Genomic DNA, 14,718 nt, shown 5'->3' with positions numbered 1-14,718 from the left:
TATGAAGGCTTTAATCCATAAAGAATTTATTTTAAATTCTAAAAAAAATTTACTGATTTTTATGGCTATATTTTTTGTGGGATGTGTTCTATCCGATTCATTTCAAATTCCAATCATTTGTCCCGTTGTTTTGACAGTTTGGTACCCACTAATTATGAATGAAAAGGAAAATTTTAAGAAATCGGGAGTGCTTTTAAATAGTTTACCTATTGAGGCTGAAAAAATCGTCTTAGCTAAATATGTTTACACTATTTTGATGGGGACGCTATTTTTTATTAGTTTTATTTTACCAAATTATCTTTTACCCGAATTCAAGGCCTACTCTCCTAATGAAGTTTTAATTGCCTTTACTTATTCAATAGGTTCGATCTCATTTTCATACTTTGCATATTATGTTATTGGTAAATTTTTTTACCAAATATGTAGTTTAATGTCTTTCTATTTTTTCTTTTTTTTAGCTAAAAGTGAAGGAACTCTAAATGAACCATTATTTGCTCCATTTACCAATTTTTCCAATCAATTTTCTTTTCAAGAACTACTCATGCCATTGTCTGTTTATATCATTCTATCACTCAGTCTTTCTTACATATTAGCTGCTCGATCTTATAGCAAAAAAGATTTTTAAAGCGAGTTTCATTAAGAAAGATAACATTAAAGATTTTTCTTAAATGTTGTCTTTCTATTGATTTTTACGATTCTTGTGTAAAATGACTTGTACAATATACCCTAAACTTCCCCCAGCTATAGCAGACAAGAAAGCCATCCAAAAGATCTCATCCTCACGAAAACGGTTCGCTGAATAAGCCCAAACGCCAACTAAAATGAAAAAAGTTAAGGCAAAGGCTAGAATAAAGAGTGGATTGTTACTTTGAAAAGCTTGAAAATCGCCTAGACTATCTTTTAGGATGGAGCCTGTTGAAGTTTTAAAAACTTCACTCAAAGCTACAATGTTTTTGAGATCTGGATTACTTTGATTACTTTCCCATTTAGAAACAGCTTGTCGCGAGACATCAATTTTATTTGCCAGTTCTTCTTGAGACAAGCCTTGCTTCTTCCTTAAAGTTTGAATACGCTCACCAATAGTCATAATAAATTCCTCCTATTTAAACTTTCCTTAATTTTATCAAAAGACTTAGTTGCTTATCTAGCAACTATAGTTGGCAAAGTCGCAAGGAGTGGTTGAATTAAAAAAAATAATGGCTTCTTTTTCTTTTAGGTCCTAAGTCTGATTAGCTTGAAAACTTAAAATAGTATAATTAAACCATAGAAAGGAAGATGAATATGATCCCACTAAATATATATGTGCAAAGTGTTGAAAAGAATTTTTGGATTTATAATTTTGTTGCTTCTTTTATTTATTTTGCTATTAATGGCTTTGATGCTTTAAGTAATTTCATTCTATTTCCACTAGCTATTATGTTAATTATTTATATTTTAAAAGAACGTTTGAGGTCAACCGCAGATACCCAATTTTTAGGATTTTACCCTCTAGGTAAAGATTTTGGTAAATTAGTTATTGCTTCAATTATGAACTATGTTATATGGCAGGTATCAGGCTTACTCTTCTTTGTTGCCTTAGTTTATTTATTGTGGAAAGAGTATCACTAATCCATTAAAACGAATAGTTCGTTTAAACTGAGCAAACATAGTGGGGTCCCCTTAAATGTACCATGTAATATAAAAAGTCTGTTTTCTCTTTATTGAGGAACAGACTTTTTTGTATGATTGAAGTGAGTTTGATTAAGTAATATCAGATCAAGTAGGCTTTCACAAATGGGAGGACTTGCTAGTAACTCAGCGACTAAGTAGCTAAGATAAGTAACCAAGGTGATAGGAAATAACCATGGGAGAGAAACACCTGTCATTTCAAGAATTAAAAAAATACCAGAAAGGGGTGCTCTGACAATTGCAGCAAAATGTCCACTCATTGCAAATAAAGAAAGATAGATGATAAGGTCAGAGGGAATCAATCCTAAATTGTACAATAAACTGCCATAGAGATTACCTAATATAGCTCCAATAGATAATAATGGAAAAAAGATACCACCGGGCATGCCTGAACAAAAAGCGAATGCTAATAATAATATCTTCATTGAATATAAATAAGATAGGTAGTTAGGATTAGGGTTCGCGCCGATTGGGAAACTTATTAAATTAGCTCCAGAACCAAATAAATTACGGTCAAAATAGAGTATAATAGCGGTTAATATAAAAGGTAGGATTGATTTTAGCCATTGAGGAATTGCTAAAACCTGTGAAAGACCTTTTCCCTGGATTATTATCCAATTAAACAATACACCAGAAAGACCCGTAATAAGCCCTAAACCAAGACAAGTTATCAATAAATTATCTGGAAGTTCTGCTTGTCTAAGCAGAATAATAGAAGGTTGATTTCCTAAAATGCTATTAGCTGTTTGATTAGCAAGCAGCACGATTATACCGGCATAAATAAATAATTGCCTACTTGTTTTATAGAATAAACCTTCTAAGATAAAAGATAGCCCTGATAAAGGTGCATTGAAAGTAGCCGCCATTCCTCCTCCTGCTGCACCAGCTATTAGGTAACGACTGATAGAAGAATCGCTATGAAAAAACTTACTCACAACTTGCCCGATAGTAGAGCCGATTTGAATAGATGGGCCTCCTCTTCCTAGAGTTAAGCCGGAGCCAATAGCAGCAATTCCACCAAAAAATTTGTAAATTAAAACGGTGAGCCCATTTTGATTTAAATGCTTGTGAAGAAGGCCATTTATTCGTGGGACACCTGACCCTCCGATAGCTGGTTCCATTTTTAAGCTAAAGGCGGTAAAAAATCCCAGACCTAGCATAAACAAAGCATAAATAATAAGATTTGTTATATTTTGATGCGAGAGTGATAATAAGGAGTATGAAAAATTTGCAAGATGATTGATAAGAAGATTAAAAGCTGCTATTACACAGCCAGTTATTAATCCGGTAAGGGCGCAGAGCAAGAGCGTTTTGATTGAAGTATAAGTGTTTTTCATAAAAAACCTCCTTTTTTATTCTAGGGCATCTTATTTTTTTTGACAAGTGCTTGTTAATTGAAGGTTATACATTTAGCGAGTGATATAATAGTATTTGAAGTGAAAATTCACTTATAATAAAGTGGGGTCAACGATTAAATAGTTTGAATATAAAAAAGAGCATTCTTGAGCAATTTAAACCAAGTAAATGAAATTTCTAAACAATTTAAAGGAGACTGAATAGATGGTGAAAGATGTTCATTGGCAATTATTTCAAGGGTTAGCCGAGCAAGAGTTGGAGAATATCTGTGGAAAGTTAAAAATTCCTAACGACTACCTTACAAGCGTCAACGATCCTTTTGAAATAGCGCGTATAGAAGATGGGGTTAATATCAAAGGGCATTCGACTTACCTAGTCGTTTTACAGTACCTACTACCACAATCTAATAATTTGGAAGAATGCGAATACAAGACACGAGCTATTTCGCTAGTAAAAGTGGAAGACCAGCTTTTTGTGAGTCTCAATGAAGATCCTCAGTATTTTTCAGATCTTTTTAAACAATTTGATCGAAATATTCAATTAAGCTATGAAGAGATGATAATGAAAGTTTTTTGGAAAATTCAAAACGAAACCATTAAAGTTTTAGCTTGGGTGCATGAAGAAATTGAAGACATGCAAAAAGATATTGAGTATTCTTCTCAAAATAAAGAACTTTACCGTCTTATGAGACTTGATAAAAGCTTGGCATATATAAAAACAGCCGTGCATAATAATCGAATAATTCTGGAAAAAATTAGTCAGGATGAAAGATTTCAGTCTGTGCCTGCTTTGAAGTCTTTAATGCATGATGTCTTGATTGAGTCGTATCAGGCCGAATCAATGGTTAATGAAGGGATGCGAATCACCGGTCAATTAAGTGATCTATTCTCGAATGTAATTTCCAATAATTTGAATAATGTAATGAAAGTTTTGACCTCGATTACGATTATTCTTACGATTCCGACAATTATTGGAGGACTGTGGGGAATGAATGTACCACTTCCGTTTGCAAATAGCGAAGCGGGATTTTTTATGACAATTCTATTAAGCTTAATAATCAGTATCGTTGTTGTGTTTTGGTTAAAATCTAAAGATTATTTATAATTAAGCTTCCAAAAAGCCAGACAATGATTGTCTGACTTTACTTTAAGGACGTGTAACATCTTGAACATCTACTTCAATATTTGCTTCTTTTAAATGGGCGATTAGTTTGCCTTCATCATTTAAAGGAAAAGATTGGGCAAAATACTGCTTATTGGCTTTTCCTAATAAATTGATACGGTTTTTTTTAAGATCTCTAGTTAAAACAACACGATCGACCTTTGCAAAAGAAATTGGAATCATTACGGATAAAGTTCCTCTGAAAATAGAAAAATCATTTTTTGAGATACCTCTAGCTAATGGGCCCGAGATAAAATAAAGAATGGCTGAAGCAATCAATAAATAATGCCACCTACTAGTTGCAAATTGAAAACCAATCCAAACTAACAAACCGATGGTTATTAATTGAGTCCAAATCCAGTAGCTTTGAGTTACTTCTACAAAAAGATTGCGACTTCTTTTATAAAAATGATAACTACTACCAGCGATTAAAGCGATAGTCAAGAGTATGGATACAATGTCTTTCAAAAGATCACTCCTTAAATTTTGCCTTAAAATAACTATACCATTCTTGAAAGCAATAAGCTATTAACATTTATAAGAAAAGGAACGATAATCAAATGTTTTTAAAACAACCTGATTTAAAAGATATAGATAGAATTGAAGCATTTTTAGACAGTTATCCTGAATCTGATCAATGGATTGCTGGGACTTCTAGTCTTCACCGATATCATGGAAAATTAGACCAGTGGATTAATTTAATGAAGAATTGGTCTCAAGGGAAGGAACTACCTGTCGGTAGAGTACCCGTGATTCAATGGCTATGTCTTGATGAAAAAGGAACAATGATCGGTGCCATTAATTTACGTCCTCATCTGAATGACTATTTACTTCATTCTGGGGGTCAGATTGGTTATGTGGTTCATCCAGACTATCGGTTTAAAGGTGTAGCAAGTTGGATGCTAGGTGAGGCCTTGAAGAAAGCCCATGAACTAGGAAATGAACGCATTCTAATTACTTGTAGAGCCAGTAATAAAGCCTCTCAAGCGACCATTAAAAAGTGGAAGGGTGTATTGGAAGACCAAAGAATAGAAAAGGGTGTAAGGGTAAATCGTTATTGGATTGACTTACCGAGTTAACTTAGAAGGTTTAAAGGATGTCAGTATCTTCAATTAAGATTCGGTTTTTATTCATTTGTAGATGTTAATTTGTTAGGATAAATTGAATGAAAGATCAGGGGAGTTTTGTTGATCTCTACGATTTATGATAGTCCGATTGGACGATTACAACTTTTAGTAGACCAAGAAGCGCTCATTGGCCGATGGTTCAAGAACAAAGGAAGGGTGGAAGAAAATTTACCGGACAATGTGCACTTTATTTCCTGGTCGAGACCTGAATTTAAACCCTATATCAATTGGTTAGAAAGCTATTTCCGCGGACAAACTAACTCTGCCATTATTTTTTCCTCTCAATCCAATGAACCAGACTGTTTTTGGCAAAACGTTTGGCGAATATTAAAGAAAATTCCTTACGGAAAGACAATGACTTATAAAGAGATAGCGAAAACTATTGAAGCCGAAACTAAGCAAAAGGTATCTGCTCAAGCAGTAGGAGGGGCAGTGGGAGCCAATCCTATTTTGTTGCTCATTTTTTGTCATCGAGTGATCTCAGCAACAAATGCTTTGACTGCTTATAGTGCAGGGACTGATAGGAAGATTTGGTTATTAAATTACGAAAAAGTTTAGAAAGGATGAGACTGATGCAAATAAAAGCAATTCCTGCTTTAGAAGATAATTATATTTGGGTAATTGAAAAAGAAGATGAAGTTATTGTCGTGGACCCAGGAGAAAGTGAACCTTTAATAAATTACTTAAAAACATTAGGCTTAAAAGTCAAAGCGATTCTCTTAACGCATTTTCATGAGGACCACGTCGGTGGATTGAGCGAATTGTTAGCCAGTCAAAAGCATGCGGTGACCGTTTACGGACCGATTGAAGTTGAAGAAAGAGTTAATCAAGTGGTCAAAGGGAGTGACCGGTTGGAGATAAGTGGTTTAGAGTTTGAGGTGCTTAAAACACCAGGGCACAGTGCTGAGCATGTGTCATATTTACTGGGGAAGCATCTTTTCTGTGGTGATGTTTTATTCTCAGCGGGTTGTGGGCGTGTATTTACTAATGATTATCAAGCGCAATATGACAGTCTTCAAAAAATAAAAGACTTGCCTGATGAAACGCAACTTTATGCTGGACACGAATACACTTTAACCAACTTGGCCTTTGCTTTAACCATCGAACCTGACAACCAAAACTTAATGAACCAGCAACAAGCTGTCAAAGTTTTAAGGTCCAAAGGCTTACCGAGCCTCCCGACTAGTTTAGCTGTTGAAAAGGAAATTAATCTGTTCCTACAAGCTGAAAGCTTGAAAGATTTCATCCAATTAAGAAAAGCGCGTGATCAATTTTAGAAAGGAAGAAGGGTATGCGAGTATTTATCGTTGAAGATGACCCGATTATTGCTGAGGGTTTAGCGAATACACTAATTAAGCATCGGTTTGAAGTTAGAAAGTGTCTAGACTTTGAAAATGTTGTCGAAGAATGCCTCTCTTGGCAAGCCCATCTGGTCCTCTTAGATATTAATTTACCTTATCAAAATGGCTATTATTGGTGTAGTCAGTTGCGGGCTCAATCACAAATTCCAATTATTTTTATTTCTTCTTTATCTGAAAGTATGGACCAGCTAGTAGCCTTACAGATGGGGGGAGATGATTATCTAGTCAAGCCAATTGATCGTCAGCTGACTGTTGCAAAAATCCAGGCTCTTTTAAGAAGAAGTTATAACTATCAACCAGATAACAGTCTTAATCTTAGTTTTGATGGGATGACTTTAAATACACAAGCTTTAAGCCTTGGATACCAAGAAGAAATTATTGACTTAACCGCCACTGAATACCAAATATTAGCAGTCTTATTTAAGAAAAAGGGGAATTATGCAAGAAGGGATGAAATACTTGATGCCTGCTGGCAAGAAAACCAATTTATTGATGATAATACATTAGCGGTCAATATTTCACGCTTAAGAAAAAAATTGATAGCATTTAATCGTGGGCCGGTAATTGGTACTAAAAAAGGAGTCGGTTATTGTCTTTTAAAGAAAGAGGCAAAAAATGAAAGCTTTCATTAATGAATATCGCGGTCTGATATTATTTGTTCTCTTTATCTTAGCTCTTTTTGCTCTTGTTTTTTACTTATTTCATCTAAACTGGATGCATTACCTCATCCCTTCTTTACTGATTGTGCTTATTTTAGTCTTATATTTAGGGAGGCAATGGTTTTATTTTCAAATGGAAGTAAGTTACCAAGTAAAATTTCAAACTTTATTGGAGAGTTCACTTGTTGAGAAGAATATTCAATTAAATAGGGAGAAAGATTTGGAAGACTATTTCTTATTATGGGTCCATCAAATTAAAACACCGATTGCGGCAAGTAAAATGCTCTTAGAAGAAAGCGATGATCCGTCGAAAGGGCTACTTAATCAAGAGTTAGTCAAAATTGAATCTTATTCTAATTTAGCTTTAAATTATCTTAAAGTAACTAACCCTAAAAGAGACATGGTCTTTAGCCGGGTTCAATTGAATGAGATTATCCAACCGCTCTTAAAACGTTACCGCCATCAGTTCATCAATCAGGAGATTACTTTACACTATCAACCGATCGATCAAGCAATTTTAACGGAGGCTAATCTGTGTCAGATTATGATCGAACAAATCTTATCCAATGCTTTAAAATACAGCCCCAAAGGGAATATATGGATTAAATGGAGACAAGCTAGTTATGACTTGGTCATTGAAGATGATGGAAGAGGTATTCATTCTCAAGACTTACCTAAGATTTTTGATAAGGGTTATTCGGGCCATAATGGTTTACTGAACGAGCAATCTTCTGGTATTGGTTTATACATGGTGCAGTTAATTAGTAAGCGTCTCAACCAAGCCGTAAGTGTTCAGTCAAAAAAGGGTGAAGGAAGCCGTTTTATCATACAATTTAATCAAGAGATGAGTTAACCTTACAAAAATGTAAGGTTCTTTTACAATTTGTAAGTTTTGATAAAGGCTGATAATTAAATATTCCTATAGACTTGATTTAAGAAATAGAGGGGGGACTAGTTTATGTTATTAAGTGTAGAACATGTTGAAAAAATATACAGTGGGAGAGGCAATAAGACTATCGCCTTAAGAGATGTTAATTTTGCTATTAATGAAGGGGAATATGTAGCTATTATGGGAGAGTCAGGGTCGGGGAAATCAACTTTACTGAATATTTTAGCGACTTTTGATCAACCGACTGCCGGTCGTGTCTTGATAAATGATTTTGATTTGTCGGGGCTTAAAGAAGAGCAAATTGCCAGTTTTCGCCGTGAGAAGCTAGGGTTTGTTTTTCAAGATTTTAATTTATTAGATGGATTTACCAACCGGGACAATATCCTCTTACCAATGGTTTTATCACAGAAATCAGTGGTTGAAATGGAAGAACAACTTAAAAGGGTAGCTAGTTTGGTGGGGGTAGAGGCACTATTAGATAAATATCCCTATGAAATATCAGGAGGCCAAGCGCAACGGATTGCAATTTCTCGTGCTCTAATCAATCAACCGGATATTATTCTAGCTGATGAACCCACTGGGGCCTTAGATTCAAAGACTTCTGAACAGATTATGCAAATTTTTGTAAAATTAAATCAAGCAAGTAATACGATTTTGATGGTCACTCACTCGATAAAGGCAGCGTCTTCTGCTAACCGAGTTTTGTTTATCAAAGATGGCGTCATTTATCATGAAATATATCGAGGCCAACAATCATCACTTGATTTTCAAGATGCGATTGCTGACGCCTTAGCGATGTTGAATGGACGGAGGGAAGCAAAATGCTAAGTATGTCGACTGTTATCCGTAAGTCAGCTATAAAATCAATGAAGTCGAACAAAGAACTTTTTTTACCTTTCAGTCTTGCTTCCATTATTCTGTTTGCTTTAGAATATATTATTTTATCGCTCACTGGCAATCAATATATTATCGAACGGTCAGCCAGTTTAAATTCTATATTGATGATTGGTGTTTTCTTTGCGACTCTTTTGAATATTATTATTGTTTTGTACGCTTCTAGCTTTATACGAAAAAAGTTAACGCAAGAATTTGGTCTCTATTCCATTCTAGGATTAGCCAAAAAGCATGTAGGTCGTATTTCGTTCATTCAATTTACGATTGTCCTCTTAGTTAATGCTTTATTTAGTGTTTTAATAGGTTATTTAAGTGGTAATTTTTTGTTTGTCTTATTTAATCGTTTAATGAAGGATACCGGAGCCGGATTTATGGATTATCCTTTTGATCCTAAAGCGGCCCTAGAAACCTTAGTATTGATGGTGGGAACTTACGCTATTATCTATCTCTTATCCATCTTAAAAATTCATCGTTTACAGTCGCTGGATTTGATGAAGGATAGTCGTAAGGGACAAGGGCGAGTTAAGAACCGTTGGATTATTTTGGCGATATGTTTAATCACCTTAGCGGCTGGCTATTATATTGCCCTTACTACTCAAGGTGTTTTAGATTCACTGTCTATGATTTTTATCGCTATTTTCTTAGTGATGATCGGAACATATTCTTTTTTCATGGCTTTTATGGTGTTTGTGTTGAAATTGATGCAAAAAAATAAGCGCTATTATTATCAACCCACTCATTTCTTAAGTACTTCAGGCATGTTGCAGAGAATAAGTAAAAATGCCACATCATTAGCCTCGATAACCATTTTAGCCACTGGTATTATGATGGTCTTGGCAATGACCTTAACCACCTATCGCAATATGGAAGCAGCTGCTGAAGGTTCCATGCCAAGAGAGTATGAAATAACTTTTGCTCCTTCTCAAGCCTATGAAAAAACAACAGAGGAACAATTAGAATTGTTACGAAATTTTCAAGCAGAACTTCAATCAACTGATTTGATTTCGAACAATTTAATTGAGACAAATGCGATGGAGGCTGTCTTGATTAAAGAAGATCATATTTATCCTTTGTTAGAGCCTGGTCAAAAGCAAAAAGTGGAAGAAGGAGAGCATAGCTTTGTTATTCTCGGGTTAAAGGCAGATTATCTAGCTAGATATCCCGATGAATCTGTTCCAGAAGATCAGTGGGTTCTTGCTTCTAATTTAAAGGATGTATCACATTGGGAAAAAATTTATTGGAAAGATGGATTAGAACGCGCGGTCTATATTGGTAAAGGTGAAATTATTCCTTATACCATTGGTGTTGATGCACTGTATTTTGGTGTCAATTCTTTAGCAGAGTTACAAGCGATGCAAAGGTATTTATTAGATAAGTCCGATATAGAATTATCCACTGTAAGCTCTTTATATTTTGATTTGAAAGAGCCTCAGTTTGAAAAAACAGTTCAAAAATTGGTTGATGAGCAAGGCTTTTTCATGGAGAGTAAGGCCTATAAAAAGGAGTTGCTCTATCAGCTTAATGGTGGCTTATTATTTATCGGTCTTATCGTTTCAAGTGTACTGATAATAGGAATGATCTTGATGCTTTACTTCAAGCAAATATCAGAAGGTTATGCAGATAAAAAGAATTATCAAATTATGAAACAAGTGGGCTTACCTTTACAATTAATTAAGAAAACCATCCGCTCTCAAGTACTTTGGTTTTTCTTCTTACCTTTAATCATTGCAGTTGTTCATAATCTGTTTGCGAGTCAAATTATATTCAAACTGTTAGGTTTATTAGGTGTTAATAATTTTAATGATTATTTGTTTAGCTTCAGTATGGTCCTATCGGGATTTATTCTATTCTATCTGATTTTCTACCATCTAACTTCTCGGTCATACTACCGCATTATCAATCAAGAAGATTAAATAAAAACACCTGCTTTTTTTAAAAAGAAAGCAGGTGTTTTAAGTATTATTCTTAAATAATAGCTAGCACGATGAAGTTGATGATAAAGAGAACAATCGATACCCAAATAATTGGATGAACTTCTTTAGTTTGTCCTTTAGCTGTTTTAATGATTCCATAGAGAATGAATCCTGCTGCAATTCCGTTGGAAATGGAGTAGGTTAAACCCATAAAAACAGATGCGAAGAATGCCGGCACAGCATCTTCAAAATTCGACCAGTCAATATCGGATAGAGAGCTAACCATCAAAATCCCGACAATAATCAAGGCTGGTGCTGTTGCTTGTGCAGGAATTAAAGAGATGATTGGCGATAAGAAAGCAGAAAGAACAAAGCAAAGCGCTGTTACCACTGAAGTAAAGCCTGTACGACCTCCAGCTCCAATCCCAGCAGATGACTCGACAAAGGTTGTAGTATTGGAAGTACCTAGAATTGCTCCAAAAATTGTCCCTACTGAGTCGCCGAACAAGGCTTTATCCATCTTAGAAGTGAATCCTGAACCGGATTCTAAAGCTAATTGATCGGCTTTTGAAAAGATACCTGAGCGTAAACCAGTACCAATAAAGGTACCAATTGTATCAAAAACATCAGAAAGTGAAAAAGCAAAGATTGTCATTAAAACAATTGGTAAGCGAGTAAGATCGCCAAATAGAGAAGGGATTCCTGCACTGGTGAAAATTACGCCAAAAATTTGCCCAAGGTCAGCAAAAGCAGAAGAGAGAGAATTATCGGCGAATGAAACTTGTCCTAAGTCAACCACATTGGTTAGGAAAGCTAATACAGTTGTAACAGCGATACCAATTAAAATGGCTCCTTTAGACTTTCTCATCATTAGGATAATGGTGACAATTATACCAACAACTGCAATTAAGGCACCTGGTTGGGTGAAATTAACCAATTCTGGGACAATACCACCATCAGTTACAACGCTGAATACTCCACCAGAGATTGTTTCCACCATAGGATCTCCATTATTGACAGAGATAATATTCCCGGCACCTGAGGTGAATTGTAAAAGACCAGCATTTTTTAAACCGATATAGCCGATGAAAATACCGATACCAGCAGAAATAGCATGTTGTAAAAATGCAGGAATTGAAACGATTAATAATTTACGAATTTTAGTGATAGTGATTAAAACGTTCAAGATTCCACAAATGAATACCATGGATAGTGCCTCTTGCCAAGTGAATCCTAAGGCAAAAACAACCGTATAGGTAAAGAATGCATTTAATCCCATCCCGGGAGCTAAGGCGTAAGGAACATTAGCAAATATTCCAATGAATAAAGTTGAAATAGCAGCAGCAAAAATAGTAGCTAGAAATACTCCTTGTGCCGGCATACCTGCTTGTGACAAAATGGCTGGATTGACGAACATGATATAAGACATAGCAAGAAAGGTAGTGATTCCTGCTTGTATCTCTGTTCCTAGGTCCGTATTGTTCTCAGAAAACTTAAAATAATTGCGAATGGCTTCCATTGAATTCCTCCTCAAATTGATGAAATGATTGTAACAAAGATAATTGTCTTTCGGAAGAGCATAAAAATATATAATCTTTTGTTAAATTTAAATGTTCGGCTTTTTTACTAAAGAATGTGTTTTCATTTCATTGAAGCAATCTTTAGTTTTTCCTATACTGAGTAGGTATTTAAACTTAGGAGGTAGGCCATTGAATGATATGACAACCGGATCCTCCATTAAAAAGATTATTCGTTTTTCGATTCCTTTAATAATGGGGAATTTATTCCAATTATTTTACAATATGGTAGACACTTTTATAGTGGGGCGAAGTATTGGTTTAAATGCTTTAGCAGGAGTTGGATTAGCTGGTATTGCGGAATTAGTCATGAGGGTTATTGCCGCTTTTGTATTAACTCCTATGATTGGATTTTCTGGAACGGTCTTATCTAATCCGATGGCTTGGTTAGGTTCATTAATTATTTTAATACTAGCATTCTATCGTAAACACTATGAGTTGAAACAGTTGAGAGATTTATAGACCATTCGAGAAGCAAGGCTAAATATGATAAAATAAAGAGGCTAATATTTAAAAAGGAGAATGAAATGAAAATTATATCTTGGAATATTGATTCACTAAACGCTGCATTGACCAGTGATTCTAATCGAGCTATCCTGTCTCGAGAAGTTTTGATTAAACTCAACGCTTTGCAAGCAGATGTAATAGCTATTCAAGAGACTAAGTTATCTGCTAAGGGACCAACCAAAAAACATAAAAAGGTTATAGAGGAACTATTCCCTAATTATCAAATAGCTTGGCGTTCTTCTCAAGAACCAGCTCGTAAGGGATATGCTGGAACGATGTTTATGTATAAGAAAGACTTGAAAGCTGAAGTTTCTTATCCAGAAATTTCTTGTCCTCATCCAATGGATTATGAAGGTAGAATAATGACATTGGAATTTGCTGATTTTTACCTTACTAATGTATATACTCCAAATGCTGGAAGCGAGTTAAAGAGACTAGAGGATCGTCAGATTTGGGATGAAAAGTATGCTGATTATTTAGTATGTTTAGACCAAGTAAAGCCTGTGATTGCGACAGGTGATTTTAATGTAGCTCATAAAGAAATTGACTTGGCTCATCCAGACAGAAATCACTTTTCTGCAGGCTTTACAGATGAAGAGCGTCAAGGATTTACTAATCTTTTAAACAAAGGTTTCACGGATACTTTTCGTCATTTACATGGTCCAGTAGAAGGCGTTTATACTTGGTGGGCCCAAAGGGTTCGAACAAGTAAACAGAATAATTCAGGCTGGAGAATTGATTATTTCTTAGTGAGTGATCGAATCGCTGATAAAGTTCAAAGATCTGAAATGATCGATTCAGGCGAGCGTCAAGATCATACCCCCATCTTATTAGAAATAGATTTATAAAAGTGAAAGGAGTCGATAACATTGGCAGGACATTCTAAGTGGAATAATATAAAAAATCGTAAGGGTGCCCAGGATGCTAAAAGAGGGAAACTCTTCCAAAAATTATCACGGGAAATTTATATGGCAGCTAAACAGAGCGGAGGGGATCCAGACACTAATCCCGCTTTGCGTTTAGCTATGGACAAGGCTAAAGCCAATAATATGCCAAATGATAATGTCGATCGAGCCATTAAAAAGGCGACGACCTCCTCTGAAGGAGAGAATTATGATGAAGTGATATATGAGGGCTTTGGCCCTCAAGGGGTAGCTATTTTGACCGAAGCATTGACTGATAATCGTAACCGAACTATGACCAATGTCAGGATTGCTTATAATAAAAATGGTGGTAATATTGGAGAATCCGGAACGGTTAATTACCTGTTTGATCGCAAAGGCTATATTGTTTTAGAAAGAGAAAAGAACAATCTAGATGAAGATGAAATGTTGATGCTTGTTCTAGAAGTGGGCGGCGAAGACTTAGAAAGTTCTGAAGAAGTTTTTGAGATTTATACGGATCCCAGTGAATTAGCCAAGGTAAGAGATAAATTGTTGCAAGAAGGGCTAGTGATTTATACAGCTGAATTAACCTTAATACCCAAAACTTTTGTCAATCTATCAAAAAAAGATTATGAGGTACTGACAACCATTGTTGATGCTCTAGAAGATGATGACGATGTGTCTGAAGTGTTTCATAATGGTCAACTTGATGAATAAAAAAC

At 35.2% G+C, this 14,718-nt stretch carries 17 protein-coding genes; 13 read left to right on the top strand and 4 right to left on the bottom strand.

The genetic code is table 11. From position 1 onward, the window contains the following. The first annotated feature begins 1 nt into the window (after position 1). Entirely contained in the window at positions 2 to 625 is a 624-nt protein-coding gene (locus tag ACQV2O_RS02600) for an ABC-2 transporter permease (protein WP_428872739.1), read from the top strand. Positions 626 to 679: 54 nt separating this feature from the next. Here the strand turns inward: ACQV2O_RS02600 and ACQV2O_RS02595 are convergent, their stop codons facing one another. Next, the gene (locus tag ACQV2O_RS02595) at positions 680 to 1,087 is read right to left on the bottom strand and encodes a helix-turn-helix domain-containing protein (protein WP_428874902.1); all 408 of its coding nucleotides are present in this window, start codon (positions 1,085 to 1,087) and stop codon (positions 680 to 682) included. 194 nt (positions 1,088 to 1,281) lie between these two features. Here ACQV2O_RS02595 and ACQV2O_RS02590 point away from each other — a divergent pair, with 194 nt between their 5' ends. Further along, positions 1,282 to 1,608 carry a hypothetical protein gene (locus ACQV2O_RS02590; RefSeq protein ID WP_428872741.1) on the top strand — a complete coding sequence of 109 codons (327 nt, stop codon included), beginning with the start codon at positions 1,282 to 1,284 and terminating at the stop codon, positions 1,606 to 1,608. Positions 1,609 to 1,697: 89 nt separating this feature from the next. Here ACQV2O_RS02590 and ACQV2O_RS02585 read toward each other — a convergent pair whose 3' ends face one another. Continuing rightward, a complete protein-coding gene (locus ACQV2O_RS02585; protein ID WP_428874901.1) occupies positions 1,698 to 3,005 on the bottom strand; it encodes a ClC family H(+)/Cl(-) exchange transporter in 1,308 nt (435 codons plus the stop codon). Between the two features lie 223 nt (positions 3,006 to 3,228). On the opposite strand from ACQV2O_RS02585, the gene ACQV2O_RS02580 reads away from it, so the two are divergent. Further along, positions 3,229 to 4,128 (top strand): magnesium transporter CorA family protein, encoded by a 900-nt coding sequence (locus tag ACQV2O_RS02580; RefSeq protein WP_428874900.1) that lies wholly within the window; start codon positions 3,229 to 3,231, stop codon positions 4,126 to 4,128. 42 nt (positions 4,129 to 4,170) lie between these two features. On the opposite strand, the gene ACQV2O_RS02575 is transcribed toward ACQV2O_RS02580, so the two are convergent. After that, positions 4,171 to 4,653, bottom strand: a complete 483-nt coding sequence (locus tag ACQV2O_RS02575) for a hypothetical protein (RefSeq protein ID WP_428872744.1) — start codon at positions 4,651 to 4,653, stop codon at positions 4,171 to 4,173. Between the two features lie 92 nt (positions 4,654 to 4,745). Between ACQV2O_RS02575 and ACQV2O_RS02570 the strand changes: the two genes are divergently transcribed. The 7 genes from ACQV2O_RS02570 (at position 4,746) to ACQV2O_RS02540 (ending at position 11,028) form a co-directional block, all read left to right on the top strand. Further along, positions 4,746 to 5,264: a GNAT family N-acetyltransferase gene (locus ACQV2O_RS02570; RefSeq protein ID WP_428872745.1), complete on the top strand. Its 519-nt coding sequence runs from the start codon at positions 4,746 to 4,748 to the stop codon at positions 5,262 to 5,264. A gap of 108 nt (positions 5,265 to 5,372) precedes the next feature. Then, the gene (locus tag ACQV2O_RS02565; protein ID WP_428874899.1) at positions 5,373 to 5,870 is read left to right on the top strand and encodes a methylated-DNA--[protein]-cysteine S-methyltransferase; all 498 of its coding nucleotides are present in this window, start codon (positions 5,373 to 5,375) and stop codon (positions 5,868 to 5,870) included. 14 nt (positions 5,871 to 5,884) lie between these two features. Then, on the top strand, positions 5,885 to 6,589 hold the full coding sequence (gene gloB / locus ACQV2O_RS02560; RefSeq protein ID WP_428872747.1) for a hydroxyacylglutathione hydrolase: 705 nt from the start codon (positions 5,885 to 5,887) through the stop codon (positions 6,587 to 6,589). A 14-nt stretch (positions 6,590 to 6,603) separates the two neighbouring features. Then, complete coding sequence (locus ACQV2O_RS02555) at positions 6,604 to 7,305, top strand: response regulator transcription factor (RefSeq protein WP_428872748.1); 702 nt, start codon at positions 6,604 to 6,606, stop codon at positions 7,303 to 7,305. Continuing rightward, positions 7,289 to 8,185, top strand: a complete 897-nt coding sequence (locus tag ACQV2O_RS02550; RefSeq protein WP_428872749.1) for a sensor histidine kinase — start codon at positions 7,289 to 7,291, stop codon at positions 8,183 to 8,185. The genes ACQV2O_RS02555 and ACQV2O_RS02550 overlap by 17 nt, the downstream gene beginning before the upstream one ends. Before the next feature lie 105 nt (positions 8,186 to 8,290). Next, entirely contained in the window at positions 8,291 to 9,049 is a 759-nt protein-coding gene (locus tag ACQV2O_RS02545) for an ABC transporter ATP-binding protein (protein WP_428872750.1), read from the top strand. Further along, positions 9,043 to 11,028 carry an FtsX-like permease family protein gene (locus ACQV2O_RS02540; protein WP_428874898.1) on the top strand — a complete coding sequence of 662 codons (1,986 nt, stop codon included), beginning with the start codon at positions 9,043 to 9,045 and terminating at the stop codon, positions 11,026 to 11,028. The genes ACQV2O_RS02545 and ACQV2O_RS02540 overlap by 7 nt, the downstream gene beginning before the upstream one ends. A gap of 52 nt (positions 11,029 to 11,080) precedes the next feature. Here the strand turns inward: ACQV2O_RS02540 and ACQV2O_RS02535 are convergent, their stop codons facing one another. Beyond that, positions 11,081 to 12,547: an NCS2 family permease gene (locus ACQV2O_RS02535; RefSeq protein ID WP_428874897.1), complete on the bottom strand. Its 1,467-nt coding sequence runs from the start codon at positions 12,545 to 12,547 to the stop codon at positions 11,081 to 11,083. A gap of 190 nt (positions 12,548 to 12,737) precedes the next feature. Here ACQV2O_RS02535 and ACQV2O_RS02530 point away from each other — a divergent pair, with 190 nt between their 5' ends. From ACQV2O_RS02530 to ACQV2O_RS02520, 3 genes are all read left to right on the top strand, one after another. Continuing rightward, on the top strand, positions 12,738 to 13,067 hold the full coding sequence (locus ACQV2O_RS02530) for a hypothetical protein (protein WP_428872753.1): 330 nt from the start codon (positions 12,738 to 12,740) through the stop codon (positions 13,065 to 13,067). A gap of 65 nt (positions 13,068 to 13,132) precedes the next feature. After that, positions 13,133 to 13,960 carry an exodeoxyribonuclease III gene (locus ACQV2O_RS02525; protein WP_428872754.1) on the top strand — a complete coding sequence of 276 codons (828 nt, stop codon included), beginning with the start codon at positions 13,133 to 13,135 and terminating at the stop codon, positions 13,958 to 13,960. Positions 13,961 to 13,981: 21 nt separating this feature from the next. Further along, the gene (locus ACQV2O_RS02520; RefSeq protein WP_428872755.1) at positions 13,982 to 14,713 is read left to right on the top strand and encodes a YebC/PmpR family DNA-binding transcriptional regulator; all 732 of its coding nucleotides are present in this window, start codon (positions 13,982 to 13,984) and stop codon (positions 14,711 to 14,713) included. The last annotated feature ends 5 nt before the right edge of the window (positions 14,714 to 14,718 follow it).

The organism is Facklamia sp. P13055, from assembly GCF_050409445.1.
In the GTDB taxonomy this organism is placed as follows: domain Bacteria; phylum Bacillota; class Bacilli; order Lactobacillales; family Aerococcaceae; genus Facklamia.
This window is presented reverse-complemented; position numbering and strand designations above follow the sequence as displayed.